Annotated in this window: 26 protein-coding genes and 1 riboswitch; of the genes, 20 read left to right on the top strand and 6 right to left on the bottom strand. The window is 69.9% G+C overall.

Translation table 11 applies throughout. The features are described 5' to 3' along the window. Positions 1-169 precede the first annotated feature (169 nt). Positions 170-1,399, top strand: coding sequence for an MFS transporter (locus tag RIC31_RS25610; RefSeq protein ID WP_350115024.1), 1,230 nt, complete (start codon positions 170-172; stop codon positions 1,397-1,399). Here RIC31_RS25610 and RIC31_RS25615 read toward each other — a convergent pair whose 3' ends face one another. The 4 genes from RIC31_RS25615 to RIC31_RS25630 all read right to left on the bottom strand — a co-directional run bounded on the left by RIC31_RS25615 (position 1,400) and on the right by RIC31_RS25630 (position 5,569). After that, positions 1,400-3,604, bottom strand: coding sequence for an alpha-ketoacid dehydrogenase subunit alpha/beta (locus RIC31_RS25615; RefSeq protein WP_350115027.1), 2,205 nt, complete (start codon positions 3,602-3,604; stop codon positions 1,400-1,402). Between the two features lie 4 nt (positions 3,605-3,608). Continuing rightward, entirely contained in the window at positions 3,609-4,553 is a 945-nt protein-coding gene (locus RIC31_RS25620) for a 3-hydroxyacyl-CoA dehydrogenase (protein ID WP_350115030.1), read from the bottom strand. A gap of 100 nt (positions 4,554-4,653) precedes the next feature. Then, complete coding sequence (locus tag RIC31_RS25625) at positions 4,654-5,370, bottom strand: CbtA family protein (protein WP_350115033.1); 717 nt, start codon at positions 5,368-5,370, stop codon at positions 4,654-4,656. A 16-nt stretch (positions 5,371-5,386) separates the two neighbouring features. Beyond that, entirely contained in the window at positions 5,387-5,569 is a 183-nt protein-coding gene (locus RIC31_RS25630) for a CbtB domain-containing protein (protein WP_350115036.1), read from the bottom strand. A gap of 179 nt (positions 5,570-5,748) precedes the next feature. Between RIC31_RS25630 and RIC31_RS25635 the strand changes: the two genes are divergently transcribed. The 16 genes from RIC31_RS25635 to RIC31_RS25710 all read left to right on the top strand — a co-directional run bounded on the left by RIC31_RS25635 (position 5,749) and on the right by RIC31_RS25710 (position 19,705). Continuing rightward, positions 5,749-6,279, top strand: a complete 531-nt coding sequence (locus tag RIC31_RS25635) for an acyl-CoA thioesterase (protein WP_350115038.1) — start codon at positions 5,749-5,751, stop codon at positions 6,277-6,279. Then, positions 6,276-7,043, top strand: coding sequence for an SDR family oxidoreductase (locus RIC31_RS25640; RefSeq protein WP_350115041.1), 768 nt, complete (start codon positions 6,276-6,278; stop codon positions 7,041-7,043). The genes RIC31_RS25635 and RIC31_RS25640 overlap by 4 nt, the downstream gene beginning before the upstream one ends. A 120-nt stretch (positions 7,044-7,163) precedes the next feature. Then, entirely contained in the window at positions 7,164-8,762 is a 1,599-nt protein-coding gene (locus RIC31_RS25645) for an ABC transporter substrate-binding protein (protein WP_350115044.1), read from the top strand. A gap of 9 nt (positions 8,763-8,771) precedes the next feature. Continuing rightward, on the top strand, positions 8,772-9,833 hold the full coding sequence (locus RIC31_RS25650; RefSeq protein ID WP_350115047.1) for an ABC transporter permease: 1,062 nt from the start codon (positions 8,772-8,774) through the stop codon (positions 9,831-9,833). A 10-nt stretch (positions 9,834-9,843) separates the two neighbouring features. Then, positions 9,844-10,776, top strand: coding sequence for an ABC transporter permease (locus RIC31_RS25655; RefSeq protein WP_350115050.1), 933 nt, complete (start codon positions 9,844-9,846; stop codon positions 10,774-10,776). Continuing rightward, positions 10,773-11,648 carry an ABC transporter ATP-binding protein gene (locus RIC31_RS25660; protein WP_350115053.1) on the top strand — a complete coding sequence of 292 codons (876 nt, stop codon included), beginning with the start codon at positions 10,773-10,775 and terminating at the stop codon, positions 11,646-11,648. The genes RIC31_RS25655 and RIC31_RS25660 overlap by 4 nt, the downstream gene beginning before the upstream one ends. Next, positions 11,632-12,429 (top strand): ABC transporter ATP-binding protein, encoded by a 798-nt coding sequence (locus tag RIC31_RS25665; protein ID WP_350115056.1) that lies wholly within the window; start codon positions 11,632-11,634, stop codon positions 12,427-12,429. Before RIC31_RS25660 ends, RIC31_RS25665 begins: the two co-directional genes overlap by 17 nt. Positions 12,430-12,590: 161 nt before the next feature. Then, positions 12,591-12,827 (top strand): AbrB/MazE/SpoVT family DNA-binding domain-containing protein, encoded by a 237-nt coding sequence (locus tag RIC31_RS25670; protein WP_350115059.1) that lies wholly within the window; start codon positions 12,591-12,593, stop codon positions 12,825-12,827. 20 nt (positions 12,828-12,847) lie between these two features. After that, positions 12,848-13,153: a type II toxin-antitoxin system PemK/MazF family toxin gene (locus tag RIC31_RS25675; RefSeq protein ID WP_350115062.1), complete on the top strand. Its 306-nt coding sequence runs from the start codon at positions 12,848-12,850 to the stop codon at positions 13,151-13,153. Between the two features lie 200 nt (positions 13,154-13,353). Then, positions 13,354-14,664 (top strand): ABC transporter substrate-binding protein, encoded by a 1,311-nt coding sequence (locus RIC31_RS25680; RefSeq protein WP_350115064.1) that lies wholly within the window; start codon positions 13,354-13,356, stop codon positions 14,662-14,664. Between the two features lie 46 nt (positions 14,665-14,710). Further along, on the top strand, positions 14,711-15,493 hold the full coding sequence (locus RIC31_RS25685) for an ABC transporter ATP-binding protein (protein ID WP_350115067.1): 783 nt from the start codon (positions 14,711-14,713) through the stop codon (positions 15,491-15,493). Beyond that, positions 15,487-16,191 carry an ABC transporter ATP-binding protein gene (locus RIC31_RS25690; protein WP_350115070.1) on the top strand — a complete coding sequence of 235 codons (705 nt, stop codon included), beginning with the start codon at positions 15,487-15,489 and terminating at the stop codon, positions 16,189-16,191. The genes RIC31_RS25685 and RIC31_RS25690 overlap by 7 nt, the downstream gene beginning before the upstream one ends. A 12-nt stretch (positions 16,192-16,203) precedes the next feature. After that, the gene (locus RIC31_RS25695; RefSeq protein WP_350115072.1) at positions 16,204-17,079 is read left to right on the top strand and encodes a branched-chain amino acid ABC transporter permease; all 876 of its coding nucleotides are present in this window, start codon (positions 16,204-16,206) and stop codon (positions 17,077-17,079) included. A 3-nt stretch (positions 17,080-17,082) separates the two neighbouring features. Next, positions 17,083-18,105 (top strand): branched-chain amino acid ABC transporter permease, encoded by a 1,023-nt coding sequence (locus RIC31_RS25700; RefSeq protein ID WP_350115075.1) that lies wholly within the window; start codon positions 17,083-17,085, stop codon positions 18,103-18,105. A 170-nt stretch (positions 18,106-18,275) separates the two neighbouring features. Continuing rightward, a complete protein-coding gene (locus tag RIC31_RS25705; protein ID WP_350115078.1) occupies positions 18,276-19,325 on the top strand; it encodes a Leu/Phe/Val dehydrogenase in 1,050 nt (349 codons plus the stop codon). A 119-nt stretch (positions 19,326-19,444) separates the two neighbouring features. Next, entirely contained in the window at positions 19,445-19,705 is a 261-nt protein-coding gene (locus RIC31_RS25710; RefSeq protein WP_350115081.1) for a hypothetical protein, read from the top strand. A gap of 6 nt (positions 19,706-19,711) precedes the next feature. Here the strand turns inward: RIC31_RS25710 and RIC31_RS25715 are convergent, their stop codons facing one another. After that, a complete protein-coding gene (locus RIC31_RS25715; protein ID WP_350115084.1) occupies positions 19,712-21,184 on the bottom strand; it encodes an AMP nucleosidase in 1,473 nt (490 codons plus the stop codon). A gap of 110 nt (positions 21,185-21,294) precedes the next feature. Then, positions 21,295-21,512: riboswitch (cobalamin riboswitch) on the top strand. Positions 21,513-21,550: 38 nt separating this feature from the next. Here RIC31_RS25715 and RIC31_RS25720 point away from each other — a divergent pair. The 3 genes from RIC31_RS25720 (at position 21,551) to RIC31_RS25730 (ending at position 24,074) form a co-directional block, all read left to right on the top strand. Next, positions 21,551-22,183 carry a HupE/UreJ family protein gene (locus RIC31_RS25720; RefSeq protein WP_350115087.1) on the top strand — a complete coding sequence of 211 codons (633 nt, stop codon included), beginning with the start codon at positions 21,551-21,553 and terminating at the stop codon, positions 22,181-22,183. 173 nt (positions 22,184-22,356) lie between these two features. Further along, on the top strand, positions 22,357-23,574 hold the full coding sequence (locus RIC31_RS25725) for a polyhydroxyalkanoate depolymerase (RefSeq protein WP_350115090.1): 1,218 nt from the start codon (positions 22,357-22,359) through the stop codon (positions 23,572-23,574). Then, positions 23,520-24,074 (top strand): phosphatase domain-containing protein, encoded by a 555-nt coding sequence (locus RIC31_RS25730; protein ID WP_350115093.1) that lies wholly within the window; start codon positions 23,520-23,522, stop codon positions 24,072-24,074. Before RIC31_RS25725 ends, RIC31_RS25730 begins: the two co-directional genes overlap by 55 nt. Positions 24,075-24,121: 47 nt before the next feature. Here the strand turns inward: RIC31_RS25730 and RIC31_RS25735 are convergent, their stop codons facing one another. Further along, positions 24,122-24,478, bottom strand: a complete 357-nt coding sequence (locus tag RIC31_RS25735) for a RidA family protein (RefSeq protein WP_350115096.1) — start codon at positions 24,476-24,478, stop codon at positions 24,122-24,124. Between the last annotated feature and the right edge of the window lie 38 nt (positions 24,479-24,516).

The raw sequence follows: 24,516 nt of genomic DNA on the forward strand, positions 1-24,516 counted from the left end.
CGCACATCGTGCGGCCACGAAGGGCCGGCCGACACCGGGCCTTCGCGGCTCGCCTCGCGAGCACCTCAGGCCGATTGAGGGTGGAGGACGCGTGCAGCGAGGTGCCTCCTGGCGACAGCAAACCGTCGGGCGCGTATAGTCGGCGGCCCTGCCCGACGAGCCCCCGCCGATGACCGAACCCGCCCCGCCGCCGCTCCTGCGCAACCGCGACTTCCTGCTGGTGGTCGGCGGCCGCACCTGCAACACCGTCGCCGTCCAGGCCCTGACCGTCGCGGTCGGCTGGCATGTCTACCAACTGACCGGCGACCCGGTGGACCTCGGGCTGGTCGGGCTGGCGCAGTTCGCGCCGGCGCTGGCGCTGTTCCTGGTCTCCGGCCTGGCGTCCGACCGGTTCGACCGGCGCCGCATCCTGGTGGCCTGCAACCTGACACACATGGTCGCGGTCGGGCTGCTGATCGCGATCCTGTCGCACGACACCGGGACCGTGTGGCCGATCCTGGCGGTGCTGGTGCTGCACGGGGCGGCCCGGTCGTTCTTCCACACCGCCAGCCAGGCGATCCTGCCCAACCTGGTGCCGCGCGCGCAGTTCCCGAACGCCATCGCCTACTCGTCCTCGGCCGGCAAGGCGGCGCAGCTGGTCGGGCCGGCGCTCGGCGGGCTGCTGATCGCCTGGACCGGCGACGGCGTGTACTGGGTGATCCTGGTGATGTTCGCGCTGGCCGCCACCGCCGCCGGCGCGATCGGCGCCCGCCTGAAGGTGCAGGCGCGCGAGCCGTTCGGGCTGGCGATGATCCTCGGCGGGTTCTCCTATGTCTGGGCCAACAAGGTGGTGCTGGGCGCGATCTCCATCGACCTGCTGGCGGTGCTGTTCGGCGGCGTGATGGGCCTGCTGCCGGTGTTCGCCAAGGACATCCTGCATGTCGGCCCGGACGGGCTCGGGCTGCTGCGGGCGATGCCCGGGGTCGGCTCGCTGATCGTCGGCCTCGCGCTCACGCAGATCGCCTCGCCCCGTCACATGGGGCCGGCGTTCTTCGTGGCGCTGGCGATCTTCGGCGGATCGATCGTGGTGTTCAGCCTGTCCGAGACCTTCTGGCTGTCGCTGCTGGCGCTCGGCGTCTATGGCGGCGCCGACATGGTCAGCGTGTACATCCGCCAGACCCTGGTGCAGATCGCCACCCCCGACGGCATGCGCGGCCGGGTCAGCGCGGTGAACTCGGTGGCGATCAACGCCTCCAACGAGCTCGGCGACTTCCGGGCCGGCATCATGGCCGGCGGCATCGGCTCGGTGCCGTCGGTGCTGGTCGGCGGCGTGGTGACGATCGCCGTCACCGCGCTCTGGTGGCGGCTGTTCCCGGGGATCCGGCGGGTCGACCGGCTGGACGACCTGATCGCGAAGTAGCTACTCGGCCGCCACCGCCGGCAGCGGCCGGCCGATCTCGGCCAGGGCCCGGCGCAGGCCGTCCTCGACCCTGGTGTCGTTGGCGATCGCCGCCTGCTCCAAGACCCGCGAGATGGTCGGCGACGCCTCGCCGCCGTGGATCCGCAGCACCGGCGCGTCCAGCCAGTCGAACAGCCGGCGCTGCGCCTCGTCGGCGACCATCTGGCCGTAGGACGCGGTCAGCGGCCCCTGCTCGGCGACCACCAGGGCGCCGGTCTTGCGCACGCTGGCGCCGATGGTCTCCCAGTCCAGGCCGGCCCGGTCCAGGCTGCGCAGGTCGATGACCTCGGCGTCGACGCCCAGCCGCTCGGCCGCCGCCCGCACCCGTTCGACCATCGCCAGGTAAGTCACCACCGTCAGGGTGCCGCCGGGCCGCACCACCTTCGCCCGCCCGAACGGCACGTGGTAGCCGTAGTCGTCGACCGGTCCCGGGCCGGACGAGGCATAGAGCTCCAGATGCTCGATCACCAGAACCGGGTCGTCGCTGGTCAGCGCGCTGTTCATCAGCCCGACATAGTCGAACGGCGTGGTCGGCGCGACGATCCGCCAGCCCGGGAACAGGGCGTACAGCCCGGCCGGGTCCATCGAGTGCTGGGAACCGTAGCCGGAGCCCATGGCGACCTTGCCGCGCACCACCACCGGCATCGACAGGGTGTCACCAAACATATGCCTGAACTTGCCGATCTGGTTGAACAACTGGTCGCAAGCCACTAAGGCAAAATCCGGATACATCAACTCGACCACCGGCCGATAGCGCCCGTCGACGGCCACGCCGCCGGCGAAGCCGGTGAAGGTCTGCTCGCAGATCGGGGTCGGCAGCACCCGGCCGGGATACTTCTCGAACAGCCCACGGGTGGCACCGTTGGTGCCGCCGCGCAGCCGATGGATGTCCTCGCCCAGCACCACGACCCGGTCGTCGGCCGCCATGCGGGCGTCCATCACGGCGCTGACCACGTCGATGAACTTGCGCTCCTCGACCGCGCCGCGATAGGTCTCCAGCTCGACGAACCCGATCCCGTCGAACTCGGCGCCGCCGCTGCGCAGGCCGTGGTCGACGGTCCCGGTGTCCGGCCACAACGCCGGCACGATGCGCCGGCCGTTGCCCTCGGGCTCGACCAGCCGGCCGACCACCTCGGCGACAGTCCGTACCGCGCGCTCGCGCATCAGCGCGTCCTCGGCCTCGTCGATCAGGCCGGCGGCCGCCGCCTCGCGGGCCACCCGGCGGATCGGGTCGCGGGCCCGCCAGGCGTCCTCCTCCTCCTTGGTGCGATAGCCGAAGGCCGATCCCGGCAGCGGGCCGGACTGGTGGAAGTAGCGGTAGGTCGCGGCCTCGATCATCACCGGCCCCTTGCCGGCGCGCAGCATGGCCACCGCCCGGTCCATGGTCAGCGCGACCGCCAGCGGGTCCATGCCGTCGACCGCGAAGGACGGAATGCCGAAGCCGGGGCCGCGCGCCGACAGCCGGGTCTCGCGGGTCGCCTCGGCGACCGTGGTCGCGACCGCGATCTGGTTGTTCTCCACGAAGAAGCAGATCGGCAGGCTCCAGGCCGCGGCGAGGTTCAGGCTCTCCAGCGCCGCCCCGATGTTCAGCGCGCCGTCGCCGAAGAACGTCACCGCCACGTCGCCGGTGCCCGCCTTCATGCGCGACCAGGCCGCACCCAGCGCGAACGGCACGCCGCCGCCGACGATGGCATTGGTGCCGATCACGCCGGCCTCGGCCCAGCGCAGGTGCATCGAGCCGCCGCGCCCGCCGGTGAATCCGGGCTGCAGCCCCATGATCTCGGCCAGGGTCCGGGTCAGCATCGGCGCCACCGCCGGGTGCTCGCCGGCCACCAGCGGGTCGAAAGCCTCACCGTCCAGCACCCGCCCCAGCGCCTTGGCCAGGAACTGGTGGTGGGCCCGGTGCGAGCCGTTGATCTGGTCGCCGGCCCGCAGCGCCGCCATGGCGCCGACCGCCGCCCCCTCCTGGCCGATCGAGGAATGCGCCGGGCCGTTCACCAGGCCCTCGCCGGCCAGTTCCAGCACCGCCTCCTCGAAGGCCCGGATCAGGTGCATGCGGTGCAGCAGGGTCGCCAGGCGGCCGCGGCCGGCCTTCTTCCAGTCGGCCGGCGTGGTGCGGATCTCCAGCCAGGGCGTCTCGGTCGTCAGCCGGATCTCGCGCGGCATGGCCCTATCCCCCGAACTCGTCGGTCGCGTCCGCCTGGTGACGCAGCAGCGCCATCAGCCGGCGGTCGCGCCAGACCTGGCGCTCGCCCAGCCCGTCCGCCGCCAGCCGCTTGCGACGCTCGGCCTCGATCCGGCCGACCAGCGCGGCGTCCCAAGGCAGCACCGGCGCCTGCTCGGCCTGCAGCCGCTCGTAGAACGGGCCGTAGCGCGCGCAGTAGTCGGCGACGCCGCCGGGCGCGTTCAGGTCGATGGTCTCGAACGGCCCCATGAACGACCAGCGCAGGCCGAGGCCGTCCTTGACGGTCTTGTCCAGGTCGTCGGCCGAGATCGTGCCGTCGGCGACCAGCTTGAAGGCTTCGGCCAGCAGCGCGCCCTGCAGCCGGTTCAGCACGAAGCCCTCGACCTCGCGATTCACCGACACCGGCACCATGCCGGCCGCCTCCATGACCGCGCGCGCCCGCTCCACCACCGCCTTGTCGGTCCAGGGCGACGGGCAGAGCTCGACCAGCGGTACCAGGTAGGGCGGGTTGACCGGGTGCGCCACCAGGCAGCGCAGCCGCCCGGCCAGGCCCTCGGTGTAGCGCGACGCGGCGATCGCCGAGGACGACGAGGCCAGGATCGCGGTCGGCTCGGCCAGCCGGTCGGCCTGCTCGAACAGGGCGGTCTTCGGCTCGACCTGCTCGGCGATGCATTCCTGCATCCAGGCGGCCCCGTCCAGGGCATCGGCCAGGGTCGCCACGGTCTCGACCCGGGCCGCGACCTCGGCGGCGCCGGCGATCAGGCCCTGGGCCTCCAGGTCGTCGAGGTTGGCGCGCAGCAGCGGCAGGGCGGCGTCGAGCGCCGCCGGTACCGCGTCCCACAGGCGCACGCGATGGCCGGCGCGGGCGAACACGATGGCCCAGGCACGGCCGATCAGGCCGGCGCCGGCGACGGCGAAGGTTTCGGGCATGGCGCTTCCTCGAACGGCTTCATTGTTCGACGCGCCGGACGGCGCGCCGTGTTTCGAGGAAGTGTAGCGGGGTGTAACGGGGGCTGGAAGGACCGCCCGATCAGGCGGCCGTGCCCTGCGGCTGGCCGAAGCGCCGGTAGAAGGTGCCCGACAGCCAGCCGATCAGCGCCCAGGTGACCGCCGAGACGACGATCGAGGTGGCCGCGAAGCGGGCCGCCAGTTCCGGCGGCGCCAGCCCGGCCTCGCCGCCATGCGGATGCGGCGCGCCGACGACATGCGGCAGCGCGAGCAGCGCCACCCCGGCGACCTTCCACATGATCGAGCGACCGAACGCCAGCAGCCACAGGCCGGCCGCGGCGGTCACCACCGCCGAGATCCACCAGAGCTGGCGCGCCGCCAAGTCGCCGGCCACGCTGCCCGGCACCTCTGGCGGCAGGCCGAGCGCCGGCGACAGGGTCATGGCGGCGAAGCCGGCCAGCCCCCACAGCAGGCCGCGGCGCCCGCCGCCCTGCTCGCCGCGCAGCACGAAGCCGGCGGTCAGCAGCAGCGCGAACCCGGTGGCGCCGACGATGTTGGCGATGGTGGTGTAGAGCGTGCGCTCGATCCCGTCGGCCGGCGACCAAGTGTCGGCCCCGTGGCTGTGCGACCCGTGGTCGTGGGCGGCGGTAGCGCCGGCGGTGTGTGCTTGCGGGGCCGCCGCCTCGAAGCTCTCGGCCTGCAGAATCAGCGGCACCGTGGTGACGGCCTGCAGCGCGGACACCGTCAACCCGGCCAGCAGGCCGGCGACCAGCGCCGACAGGAACAGCCGTCGGATCATCGCGCCCTCGGCCCGATCAGTGGCAGGGGAAGCCCATCGAGTGGCGCCAGTCATGCGCCGCGTTGTGGACCGCGTCCGGCGCCGCCATGCCGACCCCGAAGGTCAGGACGCTGCCCAGGAACAGGGCCAGGAACGCGGCGACCGTCGCGTCGCGGCGGGTCACCCTGGCAGTGCCCTGCTTCAGAGCTTCCGTGGTCATGCCGATCTCCCTTCAATACCTGGACGTCCAGCGCCCGAGCTTATCGCGACGGCGTCGCTCAGCGAATCCCTAATCGACGGGCCGGCTCCGGTCAACGAGTCGACCCGGGCGGGCGACGCGGTTGCCGTCGGCCGGCCGCTCGCCGAAGATGCCGTGAGTCCACCCTGAAGTCCTGTGCCATGAACGACCGCCTTTCCCCTGCCGGCGACCTGTCGGCCGCCGCAGCCCCGACGGACCGCATCGCCGCAGACCGAATTGCGGCCGCCGACCGCGCCCGGTTCCGGGTCGAGCCGGGCTGGAACTTCGGCTTCGAGCGGATCGTCGAGTGGCGCGACGTCGACGCCTTCCGGCACGCCAACCACACGGCGTTCCTGCTGTGGTTCGAGTCGGCGCGCAACCGCTACCTGCAGGCGGCCGGGCTGCCGCGGCTGTCGGCCGACACGCCGGGGCCGGTGATGATGACCCTGGAGGCGCGCTACCTGCAGCCGCTGGCCTACTACGACACGGCGTTCGTCACCGCCCGGGTCAGGTCGATGCGGCGCACCTCCTTCGTGATGGAGTACGCCGCCTGGAGCGAGGCCGGCTGCCACGCGACCTGCACCGCGGTGCTGGTGCTGATGATCAACGCGACGGCCGAGAAGGTCGCGATACCCGACGGCGTGCGGGCGGCGATCCGCGCCCTCGACGCCCCGCTGGAGGACGGCGCATGAGCAGGACACACAATGGCCGCGTCGCGGTCGTCACCGGCGGCGGGTCCGGGATCGGCCGGGCGATCGCCGAGGCGCTGGCGGCCGCCGGCGCCGCCGTCGCGGTGCTGGACGCCAACGGCAACGCCGCCGAGGACACCGCCGGCGCGATCGCCGCCGCCGGCCACCGGGCGATGGCGGTGGCCTGCGACGTCGCGCGCTTCGACGCCGTCGAGTCGGCCGGCCGGGAGGTCGCCGCCAATCTCGGGCCGGTCGACATTCTGATCAGCAACGCCGGGATCTCGCCGAAGCATGACGGGCGCCCGGCCTCGGTGCTGGAGATGGACCCGGCGGAATGGCAGCGGGTCGTCGACGTCAACCTGACCGGCGCGTTCCACGGTGCCCGGGTGTTCGGGCCGGACATGGCGCGGCGCGGCTGGGGCGCGATCGTCAACCAGTCCTCGGTCGCGGCCAAGACCCATGTCGACTTCGTCGGCGTGCACTACCCGGCCACCAAGGCCGGCCTCATCGGCCTGACCAAGCACCTGGCCGGCGAGCTCGGGCCGATGGGCATCAACGTCAACGCCCTGGCCCCCGGCCGGATAGACACCCCGCTGATGCGCGGGGTCGCGACCGCGGTCAACGACGCGATCGTGGCCGACACGCCGATGCGGCGGCTCGGCACCGCGGCCGACGTCGCCGCCGCAGCCCTGTTCCTGACCTCCGAGGCCGGGCATTTCATCACCGGCCAGGTGGTCGATGTCGCAGGCGGCTGGAAGCTGACCTGATCGACCGGACGGTCAGGATTCCGGTTCTCTCGCCGCGGCCAAAGCTGTAACAATCCCCCGTCCATGGAAGGCGACCCAAGGGGACAAGGCGGTCGCCGATCCGAACAGGAGGCATCACAGATGACCAAGTTCACGTCCGCGTTCGCGGCGGGCATGCTGGCGGCGGTCGCAATGACCTCGACGGCGGCCCTGGCCGCGACGCCCAAGGATACCCTCGTGGTCGCCGCGGCGATCGACGACATCGTCTCGCTCGACCCGGCCGAGGCCTTCGAGTTCTCCGGCGGCGACCTGCTGCAGAACACCTACGACCGGCTGGTCGAGTTCGATCCGAAGAACCTGAGCGCCGGCTACCAGCCCGGCCTGGCGGCGTCGTGGAAGGTCAGCGAGGACGGCAGGACCTTCACGCTGACCATGCGCGACGGCGTGAAATTCCAGTCGGGCAACCCGTTCACCGCCGAGGACGCCGAGTTCTCGCTGCGCCGCGCGGTGCTGCTGGAGAAGACCCCGTCCTTCATCCTGACCCAGTTCGGGTTCACCAAGGACAACATCAACGAGACGATCAAGGCGACCGACGCCAAGACCCTCGTGATCACCACCGACAAGAAGTACGCCCAGTCCTTCGTGCTGAACTGCTTCAGCGCCACCATCGGCTCGATCGTCGACAAGAAGACCGCCCTCGCCCACGAGAAGGACGGCGACATGGGCTACGAGTGGCTGAAGACCAACACCGCCGGCACCGGCGCCTATGCGCTGAAGTCCTGGAAGGCCAACGAGTCCTATGTGCTCGAGGCCAACGCCGAGTTCTGGCGCGCCAAGCCGGCGATGAAGCGGGTGTTCGTCCGCCACGTCTCCGAGTCGGCCAGCCAGCGCCTGCAGCTCGAGAAGGGTGACGTCGACGTCGCCCGCAACCTGACCCCGGACGACATCGCGGCGATCGCCGGGAACGGCGACCTGAAGGTCGACGAGGACCTGCGCGGCCGCATCGTCTACATGTCCCTGAACCAGAAGAAGGCCCCGCTGAACGACCCGAAGGTCGTCGAGGCCTTCAAGTGGGCGGTCGACTACAAGGGCATGTCGGACACCATCCTGCGCGGCCAGTACACCCCGCACCAGGCCTTCCTGCCGCTGACCTATCTCGGCGAGCTGAAGGAGAAGCCGTACTCGCTCGACATCGCCAAGGCCAAGGCGCTCCTCAAGGAGGCCGGCCATTCGGACGACGTCGCGGTCAAGATCAACGTCCGCAACGAGCCGACCTACATGGCGATCGCCCAGGCCATCCAGGGCACCCTGACCCAGGCCGGCATCAAGGTCGAGCTGACGCCGATGACCGGCAAGCAGTCGCTCGGCGAGTACCGGGCCCGCGAGCACGACGTCTATCTCGGCGCCTGGGGCCCGGACTATCCGGACCCGCACACCAACGCCGACACCTTCGCCCACAATCCGAACAACACGGACGAGGCGAAGCTGACCGGCAAGCTGGCCTGGCGGAACGCCTGGGACATCCCCGGGATGACCAAGGAGACCGAGGCCGCAGTTCAGGAGGCCGACTCCGCCAAGCGGGCCGAGATGTACCGCTCGATCCAGCGTGAGCACCAGCAGGCCAGCCCGTTCGTGATCATGTTCCAGAAGATCGAGCAGACCGGCCTGCGCAAGAACGTCGAGGGCCTGGTCACCGGCAGCGCGATCTCGTCGGTGCACTACTGGACCGTGACGAAGTAACAGGACCAGATGAGCCTCACCGGCACCATCTCGGGCGGGAGGAGAGCCTGGCTCTCCTCCCGTTCCGGCATTTTGAAGCTCGGCCGCCTGCTGATCTCTCTGGCGGTCACCCTGCTCGGCCTGCTGCTGATCACCTTCCTGATCGGCCGGGTGATGCCGATCGACCCGGTCCTGGCCGTGGTCGGCGAACGCGCGACCAACGAGGTCTACGAGGCGACCCGCAAGGCGATGGGCCTCGACGACCCGCTGATCGTCCAGTTCTGGAACTACGTCACCGAGGTCCTGACCGGCAATTTCGGCACGTCGCTGCTGACCTCGCGGCCGGTCATCCAGGACATCGCCCGGGTGTTCCCCGCCACCCTCGAGCTGGCGACCGTCGCCACCATCATCGGGGTGTCGATCGGGATTCCGGCCGGCGTGATCGCCGCCGTGCACCAGGGCCGCTGGCCCGACCACTTGGTCCGCCTGCTCGGGCTGTTCGGCTATTCCATGCCGGTGTTCTGGCTCGGCCTGGTGGGCCTGCTGGTGTTCTACGGCAAGCTCGACTGGGTCGCCGGCCCGGGCCGCCTCGACGTGTTCTTCGAGGACGTGGTCCCGCAGGTCACCGGCGTCATCCTGATCGACAGCCTGCTGGCCGGCGACACCGAGGTGTTCGCCAACGCGCTGTCGCACATCATCCTGCCGGCCTCGGTGCTCGGCTACTATTCGCTGGCCTATGTCAGCCGCATGACCCGCAGCTTCATGCTGGAACAGCTGGCCCAGGAATACGTGACGACCGCCCGGGTGAAGGGCCTGTCCGAGGCCCGGGTGATCTGGCGACACGTGCTCGGCAACGTCATGGTGCCGCTGATCACCGTCATCGCGCTCAGCTACGCGAACCTGCTCGAGGGCTCGGTGCTGACCGAGATCGTGTTCGCCTGGCCGGGGATCGGCTTCTACATCACCAACGCCCTGCTGGCCGCCGACATGAACGCCGTCCTCGGCGGCACCGTCGTGGTCGGCATCGTGTTCATCGGCCTGAACCTGCTGTCCGACGTGCTGTACCGCTTCGTCGACCCGCGGGCCCGGTGAGGAGGCCGGCATGACCGACCACGCCGTCCCCTCGTCCGGCCGCCACGGCCCGCTGGCCTGGCTGACATCCGACTCGCCGACCAGCCGGCTGCAGGCCAAGTGCGTGCAGATCTACCTCGGTTGGCTCGGGCTGGCCCGCAACCCGCTGGCCATGCTCGGACTCGGGATCGTCGTCGTGCTGATACTGGCAGCGATCTTCGCGCCGCTGCTGGCGCCGGCCGATCCGATCGCCCAGGACCTGACCCGGCGGCTGCTGCCACCGGGCACGCCGGGCTTCCTGCTCGGCAGCGACGAGCTCGGTCGCGACATCTTCAGCCGCCTGCTGTACGGCGCCCGCGTCACCCTCTACATCGTGGCCCTGGTGGTGATCACCGCACCGGTGTTCGGGCTGCTGATCGGCACCGTGGCCGGCTATGCCGGCGGCTGGGTCGATGTCGTGCTGATGCGGATGACCGACGTGTTCCTGGCGTTCCCGCGGCTGATCCTGGCGCTGGCCTTCGTGGCGGCGCTCGGCCCCGGCATCGAGAACGCGGTACTGGCCATCGCGCTGACTTCCTGGCCGCCCTATGCCCGGATCGCGCGGGCCGAGACCCTGACGATCCGCAACTCGGACTTCATCGCCGCGATCCGCCTGCAGGGCGCCTCGCCGCTGCGCATCGTGGTCGGCCACGTGATGCCGCTGTGCATCTCCAGCGTGATCGTCCGGGTGACCCTCGACATGGCCGGGATAATCCTGACCGCCGCCGGCCTCGGCTTCCTCGGCCTCGGGGCCCAGCCGCCGCTGCCGGAATGGGGTGCGATGATCTCGACCGGCCGGCAGTTCATCCTCGACCAGTGGTGGGTGGCGACCGTCCCCGGCCTGGCGATCTTCACGGTCAGCCTCGGCTTCAACCTGCTGGGCGACGGCCTGCGCGACGCCCTCGACCCGCGGTCCGCCCGATGATCCCCAAGGCAAGCGCCCCGCTGCTCGAGGTCGAAGGCCTCTCGGTCCGCTTCCCGACCCGCACCCGGGTGGTCGAGGCGGTCCGCAACATCAGCTTCTCGGTCGGCCGCGAGAAGGTCGGCATCGTCGGCGAGTCCGGCTCCGGCAAGACCATGACGGGGCGCGCCGTGCTCGGCCTGATCCGGCCGCCGGGGATCGTCGAGGCCCGCAGGATGACCTTCGACGGCATCGACCTGCGGTCGCTGTCGGAGAAGCAGTACCGGTCGATCCGCGGCAACCGGATCGCCATGGTCATGCAGGACCCGAAGTTCTCGCTGAACCCGGTGATGACTGTCGGCCGGCAGATCGCCGAAGCCTACCAGGTCCATACCAGAGCCTCGCCGTCGGAGGCGAAGCGACGGACCCTGGAGATGCTCGAAGCCGTGCGTATCCGCGATCCCGAGCGGGTCTACGGCGCCTATCCGCACGAGGTCTCCGGCGGCATGGGCCAGCGCATTATGATCGCCATGATGCTGATCCCGGACCCGGACCTGCTGATCGCCGACGAGCCGACCTCGGCGCTCGACGTGACCGTGCAGATGCAGGTGCTGGCGATCGTCGACGACCTGGTCACCAGCCGCGGCATGGGGCTGATGTTCGTCAGCCACGACCTCAACCTGGTCGCCTCGTTCTGCGACCGGGTGGTGATCATGTATGCCGGCCAGATCGTGGAAACCTGCAGGGCCTCAGAACTGCACGCCGCCCAGCATCCCTACACCCGCGGGCTGCTGGCCTCGCTGCCGCGAGTCGACCAGCCCAAGGAGCGGCTGTCGACCCTGACCCGCGAGGAATCCTGGAAGACGGAGCCCGGTGTCGATGCGCGCGTCTCCTGAAGTCGCCCTCCTGATCGACCATCTCGACGTCCGCTTCGGCAAGGGCGAGGACATGGTGCACGCGGTGCGCGACGTCTCGCTGTCGGTCGACCGCGGCGAGAGCTTCGGGCTGGTCGGCGAATCGGGCTCCGGCAAGTCGACCGTGCTGCGGGCGATCGCCGGCCTGGCGCGCGACTGGACCGGCCGAATCGCGGTCGAGGGCAATAACCTCGGGCGCGACCGCAGCAAGGCGTTCTACGAGACCGTGCAGATGGTGTTCCAGGACCCCTATGGCTCGCTGCACCCGCGCCACACCGTCGACCGCACGCTGGGCGAGCCTGGCCGGATCCACGGTGTGGCGGACATCGACGCCCGCATCCTGGAACTGCTGCGCGACGTCGGCCTCGGCCCGGAGTTCCGGTTCCGCTACCCGCACCAGCTGTCCGGCGGCCAGCGCCAGCGCGTGGCGATCGCGCGCGCCCTGATGCTGGAGCCGAAGATCCTGCTGCTGGACGAGCCGACCTCGGCGCTCGACGTCTCGGTGCAGGCCGAGATCCTGAACCTCCTGCAGCGCCTCAAGCGCGAGCACGGCCTGACCTACGTCCTGGTCAGCCACGACCTCTCGGTGATCGCCCATATGTGCGACCGCATGGCGGTGATGAACGCCGGCCGGGTGGTCGAGGAGATGAGCGTCGACCAGCTCCGCCGATCGGAGCCGACCCACGCCTATACGCGGCAGCTGCTGAAGGCCTCGCTCGGCTACGACCGGGCGGCGGTGGATGCGCTGGAGACGTTCGACTGACCGCGACCGGGTGACGATCGCGGAACGCGCAACCCGCGGCTGCCACCCGGTTCCGGACAGCGTCTCGCGGCGGCGTCGCGGCCGAAATCCACTTATCGAAATAGTCTACTTACCGTATGATATGAAGGTCGGATCTTATTCACCTCAAAACGGTGCCTGACATGAAATCCCGGATCGGCACATGGGGCGGGTCGTGCGCATTGCGCCTGCCGAAATTCGCCGTTGAGACGCTCGGTCTGCACGAAGGCCAGACAGTGGACCTGCAGATCGAGCGCGACGCGCTGGTCATCCGGCGCGCCCGGCCCGCCTATGCCCTCGAGGACCTGGTGGCCGAGGCCAAGGCTCTGACCCCGCCCGACCCGCTCGACGACGCACCCGTGGGGCGCGAAGCTCTATGACGGTAAACCGTGGCGACCTCGTGTGGCTGGACTTCAATCCACAGAAGGGTCACGAGCAGGCTGGCCGCAGGCCCGCACTGGTGATTTCACCGGCCGTCTACAACGGCATCTCGAATTGCGCGATCGTGTGCCCGATCACGTCCAACCGGTCTCCCTGGCCTTGGAAGGTCATGCTGCCGGAAGGCGGCGAGATCACCGGGGCGATCCTGGTGGATCAGATCAAGTCGATCGACGGCGAAGCGCGGCGCCTGTCCGCCAGCGGTCACCGGGCGGACGACAGCACGCTCGGAGAGGTCCTGGCACGCTTGGCGACCCTCACCGCGTGACAAAGGGCTTACTCCGATGAAGCCGGCCGACTCGGCTCCACCCATTGCGCCTGCGCCGATCTGATCGACAGCCCGGCACCAATGGCATCATCTGATATGGCAGCCGGTTGACTCCGATCCGATTAGCCGCCGACACTGCCCCGGCCATCGTTCCAGAGCCGGGGTTCACCGGCCGGCATTTTCAGACAGGAGGAAGCGTCATGACGTTCACGACATCCGTGCGTCGGGCGGTGTGGGGTGTGCTCGGGGCCGCAGCGGTGGCTTCCGTACCCTTCGCGCCCGGCAACGCCGCCGACCCGATCCGCATCGGCGTGATCTACGACTTCACCGGGCCGTTCGCGGCCGGCGGGTCGCAGGCCGCCGCCATCGGCACCCAGTCCGCCATCGACATGATCAACGAGAAGGGCGGCGTCGAGGGCCACAAGATCGAGGCGATCACCGCCGACGCCCAGTCGAAGGCCGAGGTCGCGATCAACGAGGCCACCCGCCTGCTCGACCAGGAGAAGGTCGACCTGATCATGGGCGTCTACTCGTCGGCGCACTGCGTGCCGATGGCCCAGAAAGTCGACTCCCAGAAGAAGTTCATGTGGGCCAACGTCTGCGTCGCCTCGGCGGTGTTCAAGGGCAAGGACCTGAAATACGTGTTCCGCGCCCAGGTCCACTCCGACCAGTTCGGCTGGGCCTCCTGCACCTTCCTGAACGAGCAGGCCGAGGCGAAGCTCGGCATCAAGCCGGGCGACCTGAAGGTGGCGATCATCCACGAGGACGGCCCCTACGGCTCCGGCGTGGCCTCGGGCAACGAGGCGACCTGCAGCAAGTACGGCATGAAGGTGGTCCTCAAGGAGGGCTATGCCGCCACCGCGCCCGACCTGTCGAGCCTAGTGACCAAGCTGCGCCGGGCCCGGCCGGACGTCATCCTGCACACCGGCTACAACCCCGACATCACGCTGTTCCTGCGCCAGGCCAAGGAGCAGGGCCTGAAGTGGGCGGCGCTGATCGGCCACGGCGCCGGCTACGGCCAGATCGACAAGCTGAAGGACACCTTCGGCAAGGACGCCGACTTCATCTACAACGTCGACCCGGTGGCGGCCCAGCTGCTGGACCCGAAGACCCTGGCCCCCGGCCTCGGCGACCTGACCCAGGAGATGGTCAAGCGCTACAAGGCGGCCAGCGGTGCGGAGCAGGTTCCGCCCCACACCTCCATGGGCTTCAACCAGGCCTGGATCTTCTTCACCGACGTGCTGCCGCGCGCCATCAAGAAGTACGGCGGCTACGACCCCGAGGCCCTGCGCAAGGCGGCGCTGGACACCGACATCCCGGTCGGCGGCACGATCCAGGGCTATGGCGTGAAGTTCGATCCCCCGGGCAGCGAGATGGCCGGCCAGAACAGCCGCTCCTCGCCGGTGGTCATGCAGTATGTGGACGGCGAGACCAAGATCGTCTGGCCGACCGCGATCCGGACCATGGATCCGGTGCTGCCGCTGCCGGCCGGTCACAGCTACGCGCGCTGACCGCTAAGCACCAGCCTATACCGACGTCGAATTGGGGAGACCGGCGATGGGGTCCATGCTGGAAGTGCACGGGCTGACCAAGCGGTTCGGCGGCTTCACCGCCGTCGACCGCATAGGCTTCGACCTGGCCGAGGGCGAGATCCTCGGCCTGATCGGGCCGAACGGCTCGGGCAAGAGCACGACCTTCAACCTCATCGCCGGCGCCCTGCCGCCGACTGCCGGTTCGATCAAGCTGGACGGCCAGGAGATCGCCGGCCGGTCGCCGACCGAGGTCTGCCACCTCGGGATCGCCCGCACCTACCAGATTCCGCGGCCGTTTCGAAAACTGAGCATTCTGGATAACGTGGCGCTGGCCGCCTACTACGGCGCCAACAGCCTGATCTCGCGCGCCGAAGCCTGGAAGCGGGCGGAGGACGCCCTCGCCCTCACCCAGCTGCCGGCCGACCCGGGGATTCGGGTCGACGGGCTCGGCGCCGCCGGCCTGAAGAAGCTGGAGCTGGCCCGCGCGCTCGCCACCCAGCCGCGGCTGCTGCTCGCCGACGAGAGCCTGGGCGGCCTCGACGAGCACGAGATGGACCAGGCCGCCGACATGCTGAGCGACATCCGCCGCGAGCGCGGCATTACGATCATCTGGGTGGAGCACATCATGGGCGTGCTGATGCGGGTGGTGGACCGCTGCGTGGTGCTGGACCACGGCGAGATCATCGCCAGCGGCCTGCCGCGCGACGTCGCCCACGACCCCAAGGTGATCGAGGTCTATCTCGGGACCGACGCCGAGAGCCTGCAGACCCAGGTCGGCGGCCGCGCCGCGGAGGCCGGCGCATGCTGACGCTGGACAACGTGACCGCCGGCTACGGGACCTTCCAGGCCCTGTTCGGCGTGAGCCTGGAGGTCAACGCCGGCGAGGCGGTCGCGGTGATCGGCCCGAACGGCGCCGGCAAGACGTCGCTGCTGCGGGTGATTTCCAAGGTGATCCCGCTGAACGGCGGCCACATCGCCATGGAGGGCCAGACCCTCGACACCGTGCCGGCCCACAAGGTCATCGAGCTGGGGATCGCCCATGTGCCGGAACATCGCCGGCTGTTCCCGCGCCTGACGGTCGAGGAGAACCTGCGCATGGGGGCGTTCATCAACGGCGCCCGCAGCCGGTTCGACGAGCGCCTCGCCTACGTGTACGAGCTGTTCCCGCGCATGAAGGAGCGGCGCCACCAGCTGGCCGGCACCATGTCGGGCGGCGAGCAGCAGATGTGCGCGATCGGCCGCGGCCTGATGTCCGGGCCCAAGCTGCTGCTGCTGGACGAGCCCTCGGCCGGGCTGGCGCCGGTGATCGTGCAGCAGGTGTTCGACCTGGTGCGGCGGATCCGCGAGGAAGGCTACACCGTGCTGATCGTCGAGCAGAACATCCAGCAGGTGCTGAAGGTGGTCGACCGGGCGTATCTGCTCGAGGTCGGCCGGATCAAGATGAGCGGCGCGTCCCGGGATCTCCTGGAGAACGACGAAGTCCGCCGCGCCTATATCGGGCTGTAGAGGGGATCGACGATGGAATTCTCGCTCACCGATCCGTTCCTCTGGGAGACCGTGATCCAGGGCCTGCTGTTCGGCGGCGTGCTGGCGCTGCTGTCGCTCGGCCTGAACATCATCTTCGGCGTCATCGACGTGGTGTGGATCTGCTACGCCGAGCTGATCATGCTCGGCATGTACACGATCTACTACCTCTACGCGGACTTCGGGGTACCCCTGCCGCTGGCCTTCGGCGCCGGCATCCTGGTGGTGGCGGCCCTCGGCGCCCTGCTCCACCACCTGGTGATCCGGCCGATCCTGCACACCGAGCCGATCAACCAGCTGCTGGTGACCGGCGGCGTGCTGTTCTTCCTGCAGGGCCTGGCGACCATGATGTTCTCGGTCGAGTTCCGGAACCTGGGCGTGTCGTTCGGCAGCGTCGAGGCCGGCGAGATGTTCTTCCCGGTGTCGCGCATCATCGCCTTCTCGGTCTCGCTGGTGGCGGTCGGCGTGCTCTGGCTGTTCCTGAAAAAGACCTATCTCGGCACCGCCATCCGGGCGATCAGCCAGGACCGCGACGTGATGCCCCTGATGGGGGTCAGCCCCCGCAAGATCTACCTGGTCACCTCCGCACTCGGCGGCGGCCTGGCCGGGCTCGGCGCCTGCCTGCTGGTGCTGCTGTACGACATCCACCCGGCGATCGGCCTGACCTTCGGCCCGATCACCTTCATGGTCTGCGTGCTCGGCGGCCTCGGCAACATGATCGGCGGCTTCATCGCCGCCTTCATCTTCGCCGAGTTCATCGCGCTCGGCGGCTTCTACGCCGAGGTCGAGTGGGGCTACGTGATGGCCTTCGTGTTCTTCATCGTGATGATGTTCATCCGCCCGCAGGGCATCCTCGGGTCACGGAGCTGAGCGATGGAAGCCTCGACCGCACGCAACGTCACGATCCTGAAGGCCGTCGGGCTGGCCGCGGTGCTCGGCCTCCCGCTGCTCGGCTTCAGCGACTACGTGCTGCACATCGCGATCTCCATCCTGCTCTGGGGCTTCGTCTACACCGGCTGGTCGGTGATGGGCCGGTTCGGCCTGGTCTCGCTCGGCCACGGCGCGTTCCTCGGCGTCGGCGCCTACGGCACCACGATGCTGTGGAATCTCTACGGCCTGACCCCCTGGGTCGGCATCCCGCTGTCGGTGGTCGCCGCCGGCATCCTCGGCCTGCTGATCGGCCTGCCGTGCTTCCGGTTCAAGATCACCGGGCACTACTTCGCGCTGGTGACGCTCGCTCTCACCGAGGTGGCGCGGCTGCTGATCGTGGCCCTGCGCGATACCACCGGCGGATCGCTCGGCGTAACCCCGATCGGCGTCGTGTCGCCCGAGGACCCGGTGTCGCTCTACGCCCTGCAGTTCGCCTCGAAGACGGTCTGGTTCTACATCATCGTCGGGGTCTGGCTGGCCGGGCTGCTGATCTGGCGCGCGGTCGACCGATCGATGCTGCGCTACGCCATGGAGGCGATCAGCCAGGAGGAGGACGCCGCCGCCTCGGTCGGCATCCACGTCACCCGCACCAAGCTGACCGTCACCGTGATCTCGGCGGCGATGACCGCGTTCGGCGGCGCCGTCTACGGCCAGTACCAGCAGTACATCAATCCCGAGACGGTGTCGGGCATCGCCATCTCGCTGCAGATCGTGTTCGCGGTGATCGCCGGCGGCATGTTCGTGCAGCTCGGCCCGACCATCGGTGCCGTCATCACCCTGCTGCTCGGCGAGGGCCTGCGGCTCGGCTTCGGGCACCAGTTCCACGGCCTCGACGTCACGATCTACGGGCTGATGCTGGTGCTGTTCATCATCTACATGCCGCGCGGGGTGCTGGGCAAAGCGGTCGACGTGCTGGCGGCCCGCGGCCCGCGCGCCGGCAGGCCTAGCCCGCAGCCGGGCGAATAGCTCCGTCCGCAGCCCGCAGGTTTCTGTCGTCGGCGGCCGCCGCCGCGCAACCCCGCTGCCCGTCGCAAGCCGGGTAGGGACCGGATCGGTCTTTTCCCCGCACCCCTCTTCCCGAACCCGCCCGGGATGCCCAGCCTCCCGGAAAAGCGGACTTTCGAGGGAGAGAAGCGATGTCTGTCTTCACCGCTCCCGACTTCGCGGGCCACGAGCAGGTGGTGTTCGCGTCCGATCCCGCCTGCGGCCTGCGCGCCATCATTGCCATCCACGACACCACCCGCGGCCCCGCCCTCGGCGGCTGCCGCATGTGGCACTACGCCAGCGAGGCCGACGCGGTGGCCGACGTGCTGCGGCTGTCCCAGGGCATGACCTACAAGTCGGCGCTCGCCGAACTGCCGCTGGGCGGCGGCAAGGCGGTCGTCCTGGGCGACCCGGCGCACGACAAGTCGGAAGCCCTGTGGCGGGCGCTCGGTCGCGCCATCGACCGGCTCGGCGGCCACTACGTCACCGCGGAGGACGTCGGCACCTCGGTCGCGGACCTCGAGACCGTCCGCACCGCCACCGCGCATGTCGCCGGCATCGCCGAAGGCGGCTCCGGGGATCCGTCGCCGGCCACCGCCTTCGGCGTGTTCATGGGGATGCAGGCGGCGGTGCGGCACCGGCTCGGCGGGGCCGATGTCACCGGGCTCCGGGTGGCGCTGCAGGGGCTCGGTCATGTCGGCCTGTGCCTTGCCGAGCATCTGGCCGAAGCCGGGGCCGAGCTGGTTGTCGCCGACCTCGATCCGGGCCGGGTGGATGCGGCCGTCGAGCGGTTCGGTGCACGCCGTGCCGAGTCGGCGGCGATCCATGCGGAGGATGTCGAGGTGTTCGCGCCCTGCGCCCTGGGCGCGATCCTGAACGACCGGACGATCCCCGAGTTGTGGGCGCCGGTGGTGGCCGGCTCGGCCAACAACCAGCTCGCCGAGGCCCGGCACGGCGGAGCCCTCGCCGAGCACGGGGTGCTGTACGCCCCCGACTACGCGATCAACGCCGGCGGCATCATCAACGTCAGCCACGAGTCGACGCGGACCGGCCGGCCCTACGACCGGCAGGCGGCCTATGCGCACATCGCGCGGATCCACGACACTCTGGCACGCATCTTCGAGGCCGCCGACGCCGAGGGCATCCCGACCTCGGTCGCCGCCGACCGCCTGGCCGAGGCTCGGCTCAGGCAGGCCGCCTGAGCGCGCGACCGCCGGGCCTGCGTCAGGCTGGCGCACCGTCTGCCGGATTGCGCTGGATCAAATCGGCAACCGCCTCGACGGCGCATCGTTTCAGCAACGGACCCGCCGAGGAGAGTTCGATGCCGAATGCCCGTCTGAAGGTGCTGGAACGCCGCCCCGATCCGGATCCCGTGCACGACCTCGCCGAGGCTCTGGCGGCGCTGCTCGGGCGGCATGGCTCGCCGTCCGAGCGGGTCGACGTCGAACTGGCGTCGGCAGACGGCCGCGGGCTCTCGATCGAGCGGGTCGGCGACACCCTGACGATCCGGGGGGCGGTGCTGACCCTGCGCCGCGCGGCCGAGCCGGACGCCCTCGCCGGCGCCAACAAGAACTATTTCTGACGCCACCTACTGTAGCGGCACCTCGTTGAAGCTGCGCAGCTTGCGCGAATGCAGCTGCTCCGGCGGCAGGGCGCGCAACAGCTCCATGGTCCGGAACCCGATGTCCAGATGCTGGGCGACCTGCCGGCGGTAGAAGTCGTCGGCCATTCCCGGCAGCTTCAGTTCGCCGTGCAGCGGCTTGTCGGACACGCACAGCAGCGTCCCGTAGGGCACCCGGAAGCGGAAGCCGTTGGCCGCGACCGTGGCGCTCTCCATGTCGAGGGCGATCGCCCGCGACAGCGACAGCGCGCGGTCCGGCTCGTGCTGCTCGCGCAGTTCCCAGTTGCGGTTGTCGGTCGACGCCACCGTGCCGGTCCGCATGATCCGCTTCACGCCGACCGGATCCAGGCCGGTGACGTCGGCCACCGCCTGCTCGAGCGAGACCTGGACCTCGGCCAGCGCCGGGATCGGCACCCAGACCGGCAGGTCGTCGTCGAGCACGTGGTCGTCGCGGTGATAGGCATGCGCCAGCACATAGTCGCCGAGCCGCTGGGTGTTCCGGAGGCCGGCGCAGTGCCCCAGCATGATCCAGGCGTTCGGCCGCAGCACCGCCACGTGGTCGGTGATGGTCTTGGCGTTCGACGGACCGACCCCGATGTTCACCATGGTGACGCCCTGGTGGCCGTCGCGGACCAGGTGATAGGCCGGCATCTGCGGCGCCCGCGAGGCCGGAACGCCGACCGCGGTACCGTCCTTGCGCAGCACCCGGCCGCCGGGCTCGACGAAGGCGGTGTAGCCGCTGTCCGGGTCGCGGACCAGTGCCTCGGCCCGCTGCACGAAGCCGTCGACATAGACCTGGTAGTTGGTGAACAGCACGAAGTTCTGGAACGCGTCGGGCCCGGTGCCGCAGTAGTGCCGCAGGCGGTGCAGCGAGTAGTCGACCCGGGGCGCGGTGAACAGCGCGAGCGGCAGCGGCTCGCCGGGCTCCGCGGCCAGCTCGCCGTTGACGATCCGGTCGTCCATCAGGGCCAGCGCCGGCATGTCGAAATGCCGCTTCAGATGGGTCATGGCCGCGGCGTCGAAGCCGTCGCCGACGATCATGCCGTCGGGAAACGCGAACGGCAGCGGGATCGGGGTTTCCGAGAGCCGAACCTCGATCGGTCCGCCGTGATTCTCGATGATGCGCGCGAACTGCTTCAGCAGATGTCCGCGGAACAGGTCGATTCGCGTGAAGGTGCCTTCGTACACGCCCGGCTGGTCGGCGAAGCCGAAGGTCGCCGACGGCAGCGGGGCATGGTCCTCGTCGACCACCAGCCGGGCCATCGGGTAGACCGCCCGGGCGCGCCCGCCGTGGTCGCCGCCCTCGTAGACGCGGAAGCGGGACTGCAGGAACTCGATCTGGCTCCGGTACAGCCGGTCCAGGGCCTCCACGGTCGCCGTCGCGTCGTGGCACATCACCGGGGGCTCGCTGGCCGCGCGCGCGATGCTCGATCCGTCCATGTTCCGAAGACCGGGGCTGTTCCAGGGCCGAGACTCTATCACGATGCGGTCCCGGGCGGCCATGCGCGCGGCGCCGGGAATTCGGGACTTGAACGCCATGCCGCATCCCCCGACACTCGCTCCCGGCGGTGCCGTCCGAGCCGACGCGGAGACGGCACAATAGGGAACACGGTGAGGCGTACCCATCAGGGGCCGAGTCCGTGGCTGCCCCCGCAACTGTGAGCGCCGAGCGTCACCCTACTCGCCACTGCCCCGATCCGGGGTGGGAAGGCCGGGTGAGACGCGAAGACGCGCAAGCCAGGAGACCTGCCGCCGCAGTGAAACCCGTGACGGTCGTCGGGTGGACGACCGAGGAGAACAGACACCATGAATCCCCGTCATATCCTGGCGCTCGTTCCGATCGCCCTGGCCGGCTCTATCGGCCCCGTCCTCGCCCATCACCCCATGGGCGGCGAGACACCCGGCACGCTGGCGACCGGCCTGCTTTCCGGCCTCGGCCACCCGATCATCGGCGTCGATCATCTGGCTTTCGTGATCGCGGTCGGCCTGGCCGCCGCGTTCACCGGCCATCGCCTGCTGTCACCGCTGGCGTTCGTCGCGGCCACCGTCGCCGGCTGCCTGCTCCAGGTGGCCGGCACCGTGCTGCCGGCGGCCGAGTTCGTGATCGCGGCGTCGATCCTGCTGCTCGGCGGGATCGTGCTGTCCGGCCGCCGGATCGCCAGCCCTGCCCTTCTCGGCCTGTTCGCGGTCGCCGGCCTGTTTCATGGCTGGGCCTATGGCGAGAGCATCGTCGGCGCCGAGCCGACCCCGCTGGTCGCCTACCTGGCCGGCTTCTCGCTGATCCAGTACGCGATCGCCGCCGGGTCGGGCTATCTGGTGCTCCGGGTCTGGAACGCCGCCGATCGGCATGCGATCCACCCCCGCCTGGCCGGGGCCGTGATCGCCGGCATCGGCCTGACCTTCCTGATCGAGAATCTGGAAGGCCTGCTGCTGGCCTGACGACCCGGGCGGAGCGGCGCCCGGCGCCGCTCCGCCCCTCATCAGGTCATATGACGACGAGACTCGTTTCACCCACATGATTAACGATCGGTCAATCTTGATCTTTTAGGATTCAGGGAGCCTGATAGCGGACTTTTTCGGCAAGTTTCCGTCACGGCACGGAGTTACCGGCCTTGCTCTATTCCCTGTACGAGACCCAGCGGGCCCTGCTCGCCCCGGTCCGACTGTTCACGCAGACCACCGTAGCCCTGAACGGCCATCCCCTCGCCCCGCTGTCCTACATCGCCTTCGGCCGCGCCCTCGAGGCCGGGGTCGAGGTCCTGGACGGCATGATCAAGCACCGGGGCAAGCCCGACTGGGAGATCGAGACCGCCGAGACGCCCGACGGGCCGGCGGCGGTGTCGTTCGACCCGGTCCTGGAGACGCCCTTCTGCAACCTGGTCCATGTGCGCCGCGACACGACGCGGCAGGATCCGAAGGTGCTGGTGGTCGCCCCGATGTCCGGGCACTTCTCGACCCTGCTGCGCGGCACCGTGAAGGCGCTGATCGCCGACCACGACGTCTATGTCACCGACTGGATCGACGCCCGCGGCATCTCGCTCAGCCAGGGCTTCTTCCATCTCGACGACTACATCCAGGTGCTGATGGACTTCATGCGCCACCTGGCGCCGGACCTGCACGTCATCGCGGTCTGCCAGCCGGCCCCGATCACGCTGGCCACGGTGGCGCTGCTGGCCGACCAGGACGACCCGGGACAGCCGGCGTCGATGACCCTGATGGGCGGCCCGATCGATCCGGACGGTGCCCCGACCGTCGTCACCCAGCTGGCCGACGACCGTGACATGAGCTGGTTCGAGACCCGCTGCATCACCACCGTCCCGGCCTACTATCCGGGCGCCCATCGCCGGGTCTATCCGGGCTTCCTGCAGATCGGCGCGTTCATCGCGATGAATCCCGACCGGCATTTCGCGGCGCACATGCAGATGTTCCGGCACCTGATCGAGGGCGACGACGATTCCGCCGAGTCGAAGCAGCGCTTCTACGACGAGTACCTGTCGGTCATGGACGTGCCGGCGGAGTATTACCTCGAGACCGTTCAGCGGGTGTTCAAGGAGCGCCAGCTGCCGCGCGGCGTGATGACCTGGCGCGGCCTGCCGGTCCGCCCCGAGGCGATCCGCAAGACCGCCCTGCTGACCGTCGAGGGCGAGCTGGACGACATCTCGGCGCCCGGCCAGACCCTGGGCGCCCATCGCCTGACGCCGAACATCCCGGAGGCCCGGCGCCGCGACCACCTGGAGCGGAACGTCGGCCACTACGGCATCTTCAACGGCCGCAAGTGGCGCGAGAACATCGCACCGACCATCGGCCGGTTCATCCGGGACGTCGGCTGAGCTCCTACCCGATCGCGGCCGTCGCCGAAGGACCCTGGCCCGCCCGCCTGGGGCTGGGACCGATTCCGGCCGGAGGCGAAGATCCGGCCGCGATCGCCGCCTGGGGGACGTCCACCGTACTCGGCCTGACCACCGCGCAAGAGGCCGAACGCCACGGCTGGAGCGACCTCGCGGACCGGCTGGCGGCTGTCGGGATCACCTGGCTCAACGCCCCCATCGAGGACTTCATGGTCCCCGACGCCGCCTTCGAGCGAGCCTGGCCGGCCCTGCGGGATCGCCTGATCGCGGTTCTCGACGGCGGAGGCCGTATCCTGGTGCATTGCCGTGGCGGACGGGGTCGCAGCGGCACCGTGGTCGCCGCGTTGCTGGTCGCCGGCGGCCTGCCGGCCGACGAGGCGGTCCGTGTCGTGCGGAAGGCCCGGCCCGGGGCGATCGAGACGCCGGACCAGGAGGCCTGGATTCGACAGCTGACCGCCGGACCGCAGGGTCGTACGCGCTGAACGAACCGGCGCCGACGCGGATGCCGCGCCGGCCCCGATCCATCGCCTTACTTCACGGCGGCGACGATGCCGATCTCGACGGTGAACTGCGGAGCAGCCAGACGCGGCGACTCCACGCAGGCCCGGGCCGGGGCGTGGCCGGCCGGCACCCAGGCGTCCCACACTGAATTCATCTCGGCGAAGTCGTCCATGCTGTTCAGCCAGATCGTGGCCGACAGCGCGTGCTCCTTGTCGCTGCCCGCCTCGGCCAGCAGGGCGTCGATGCGCGACAGGATGTCCTTGGTCTGCTCGGCGACGCTCTTGCCGCCGGCCCCCTGGGCCACCTGGCCCGCGAGATAGACCGTGCCGCCATGGACCACGGCCTGGCTCATCCGGGTCGCGGTCTGGAAGCGCTTGATGCTCATGGGATGTTTCCCTCTTCTTCTGGGTCTGATGCGTTGCG

This window comes from Thalassobaculum sp., from assembly GCF_040219615.1.
GTDB lineage: Bacteria > Pseudomonadota > Alphaproteobacteria > Thalassobaculales > Thalassobaculaceae > Thalassobaculum_A.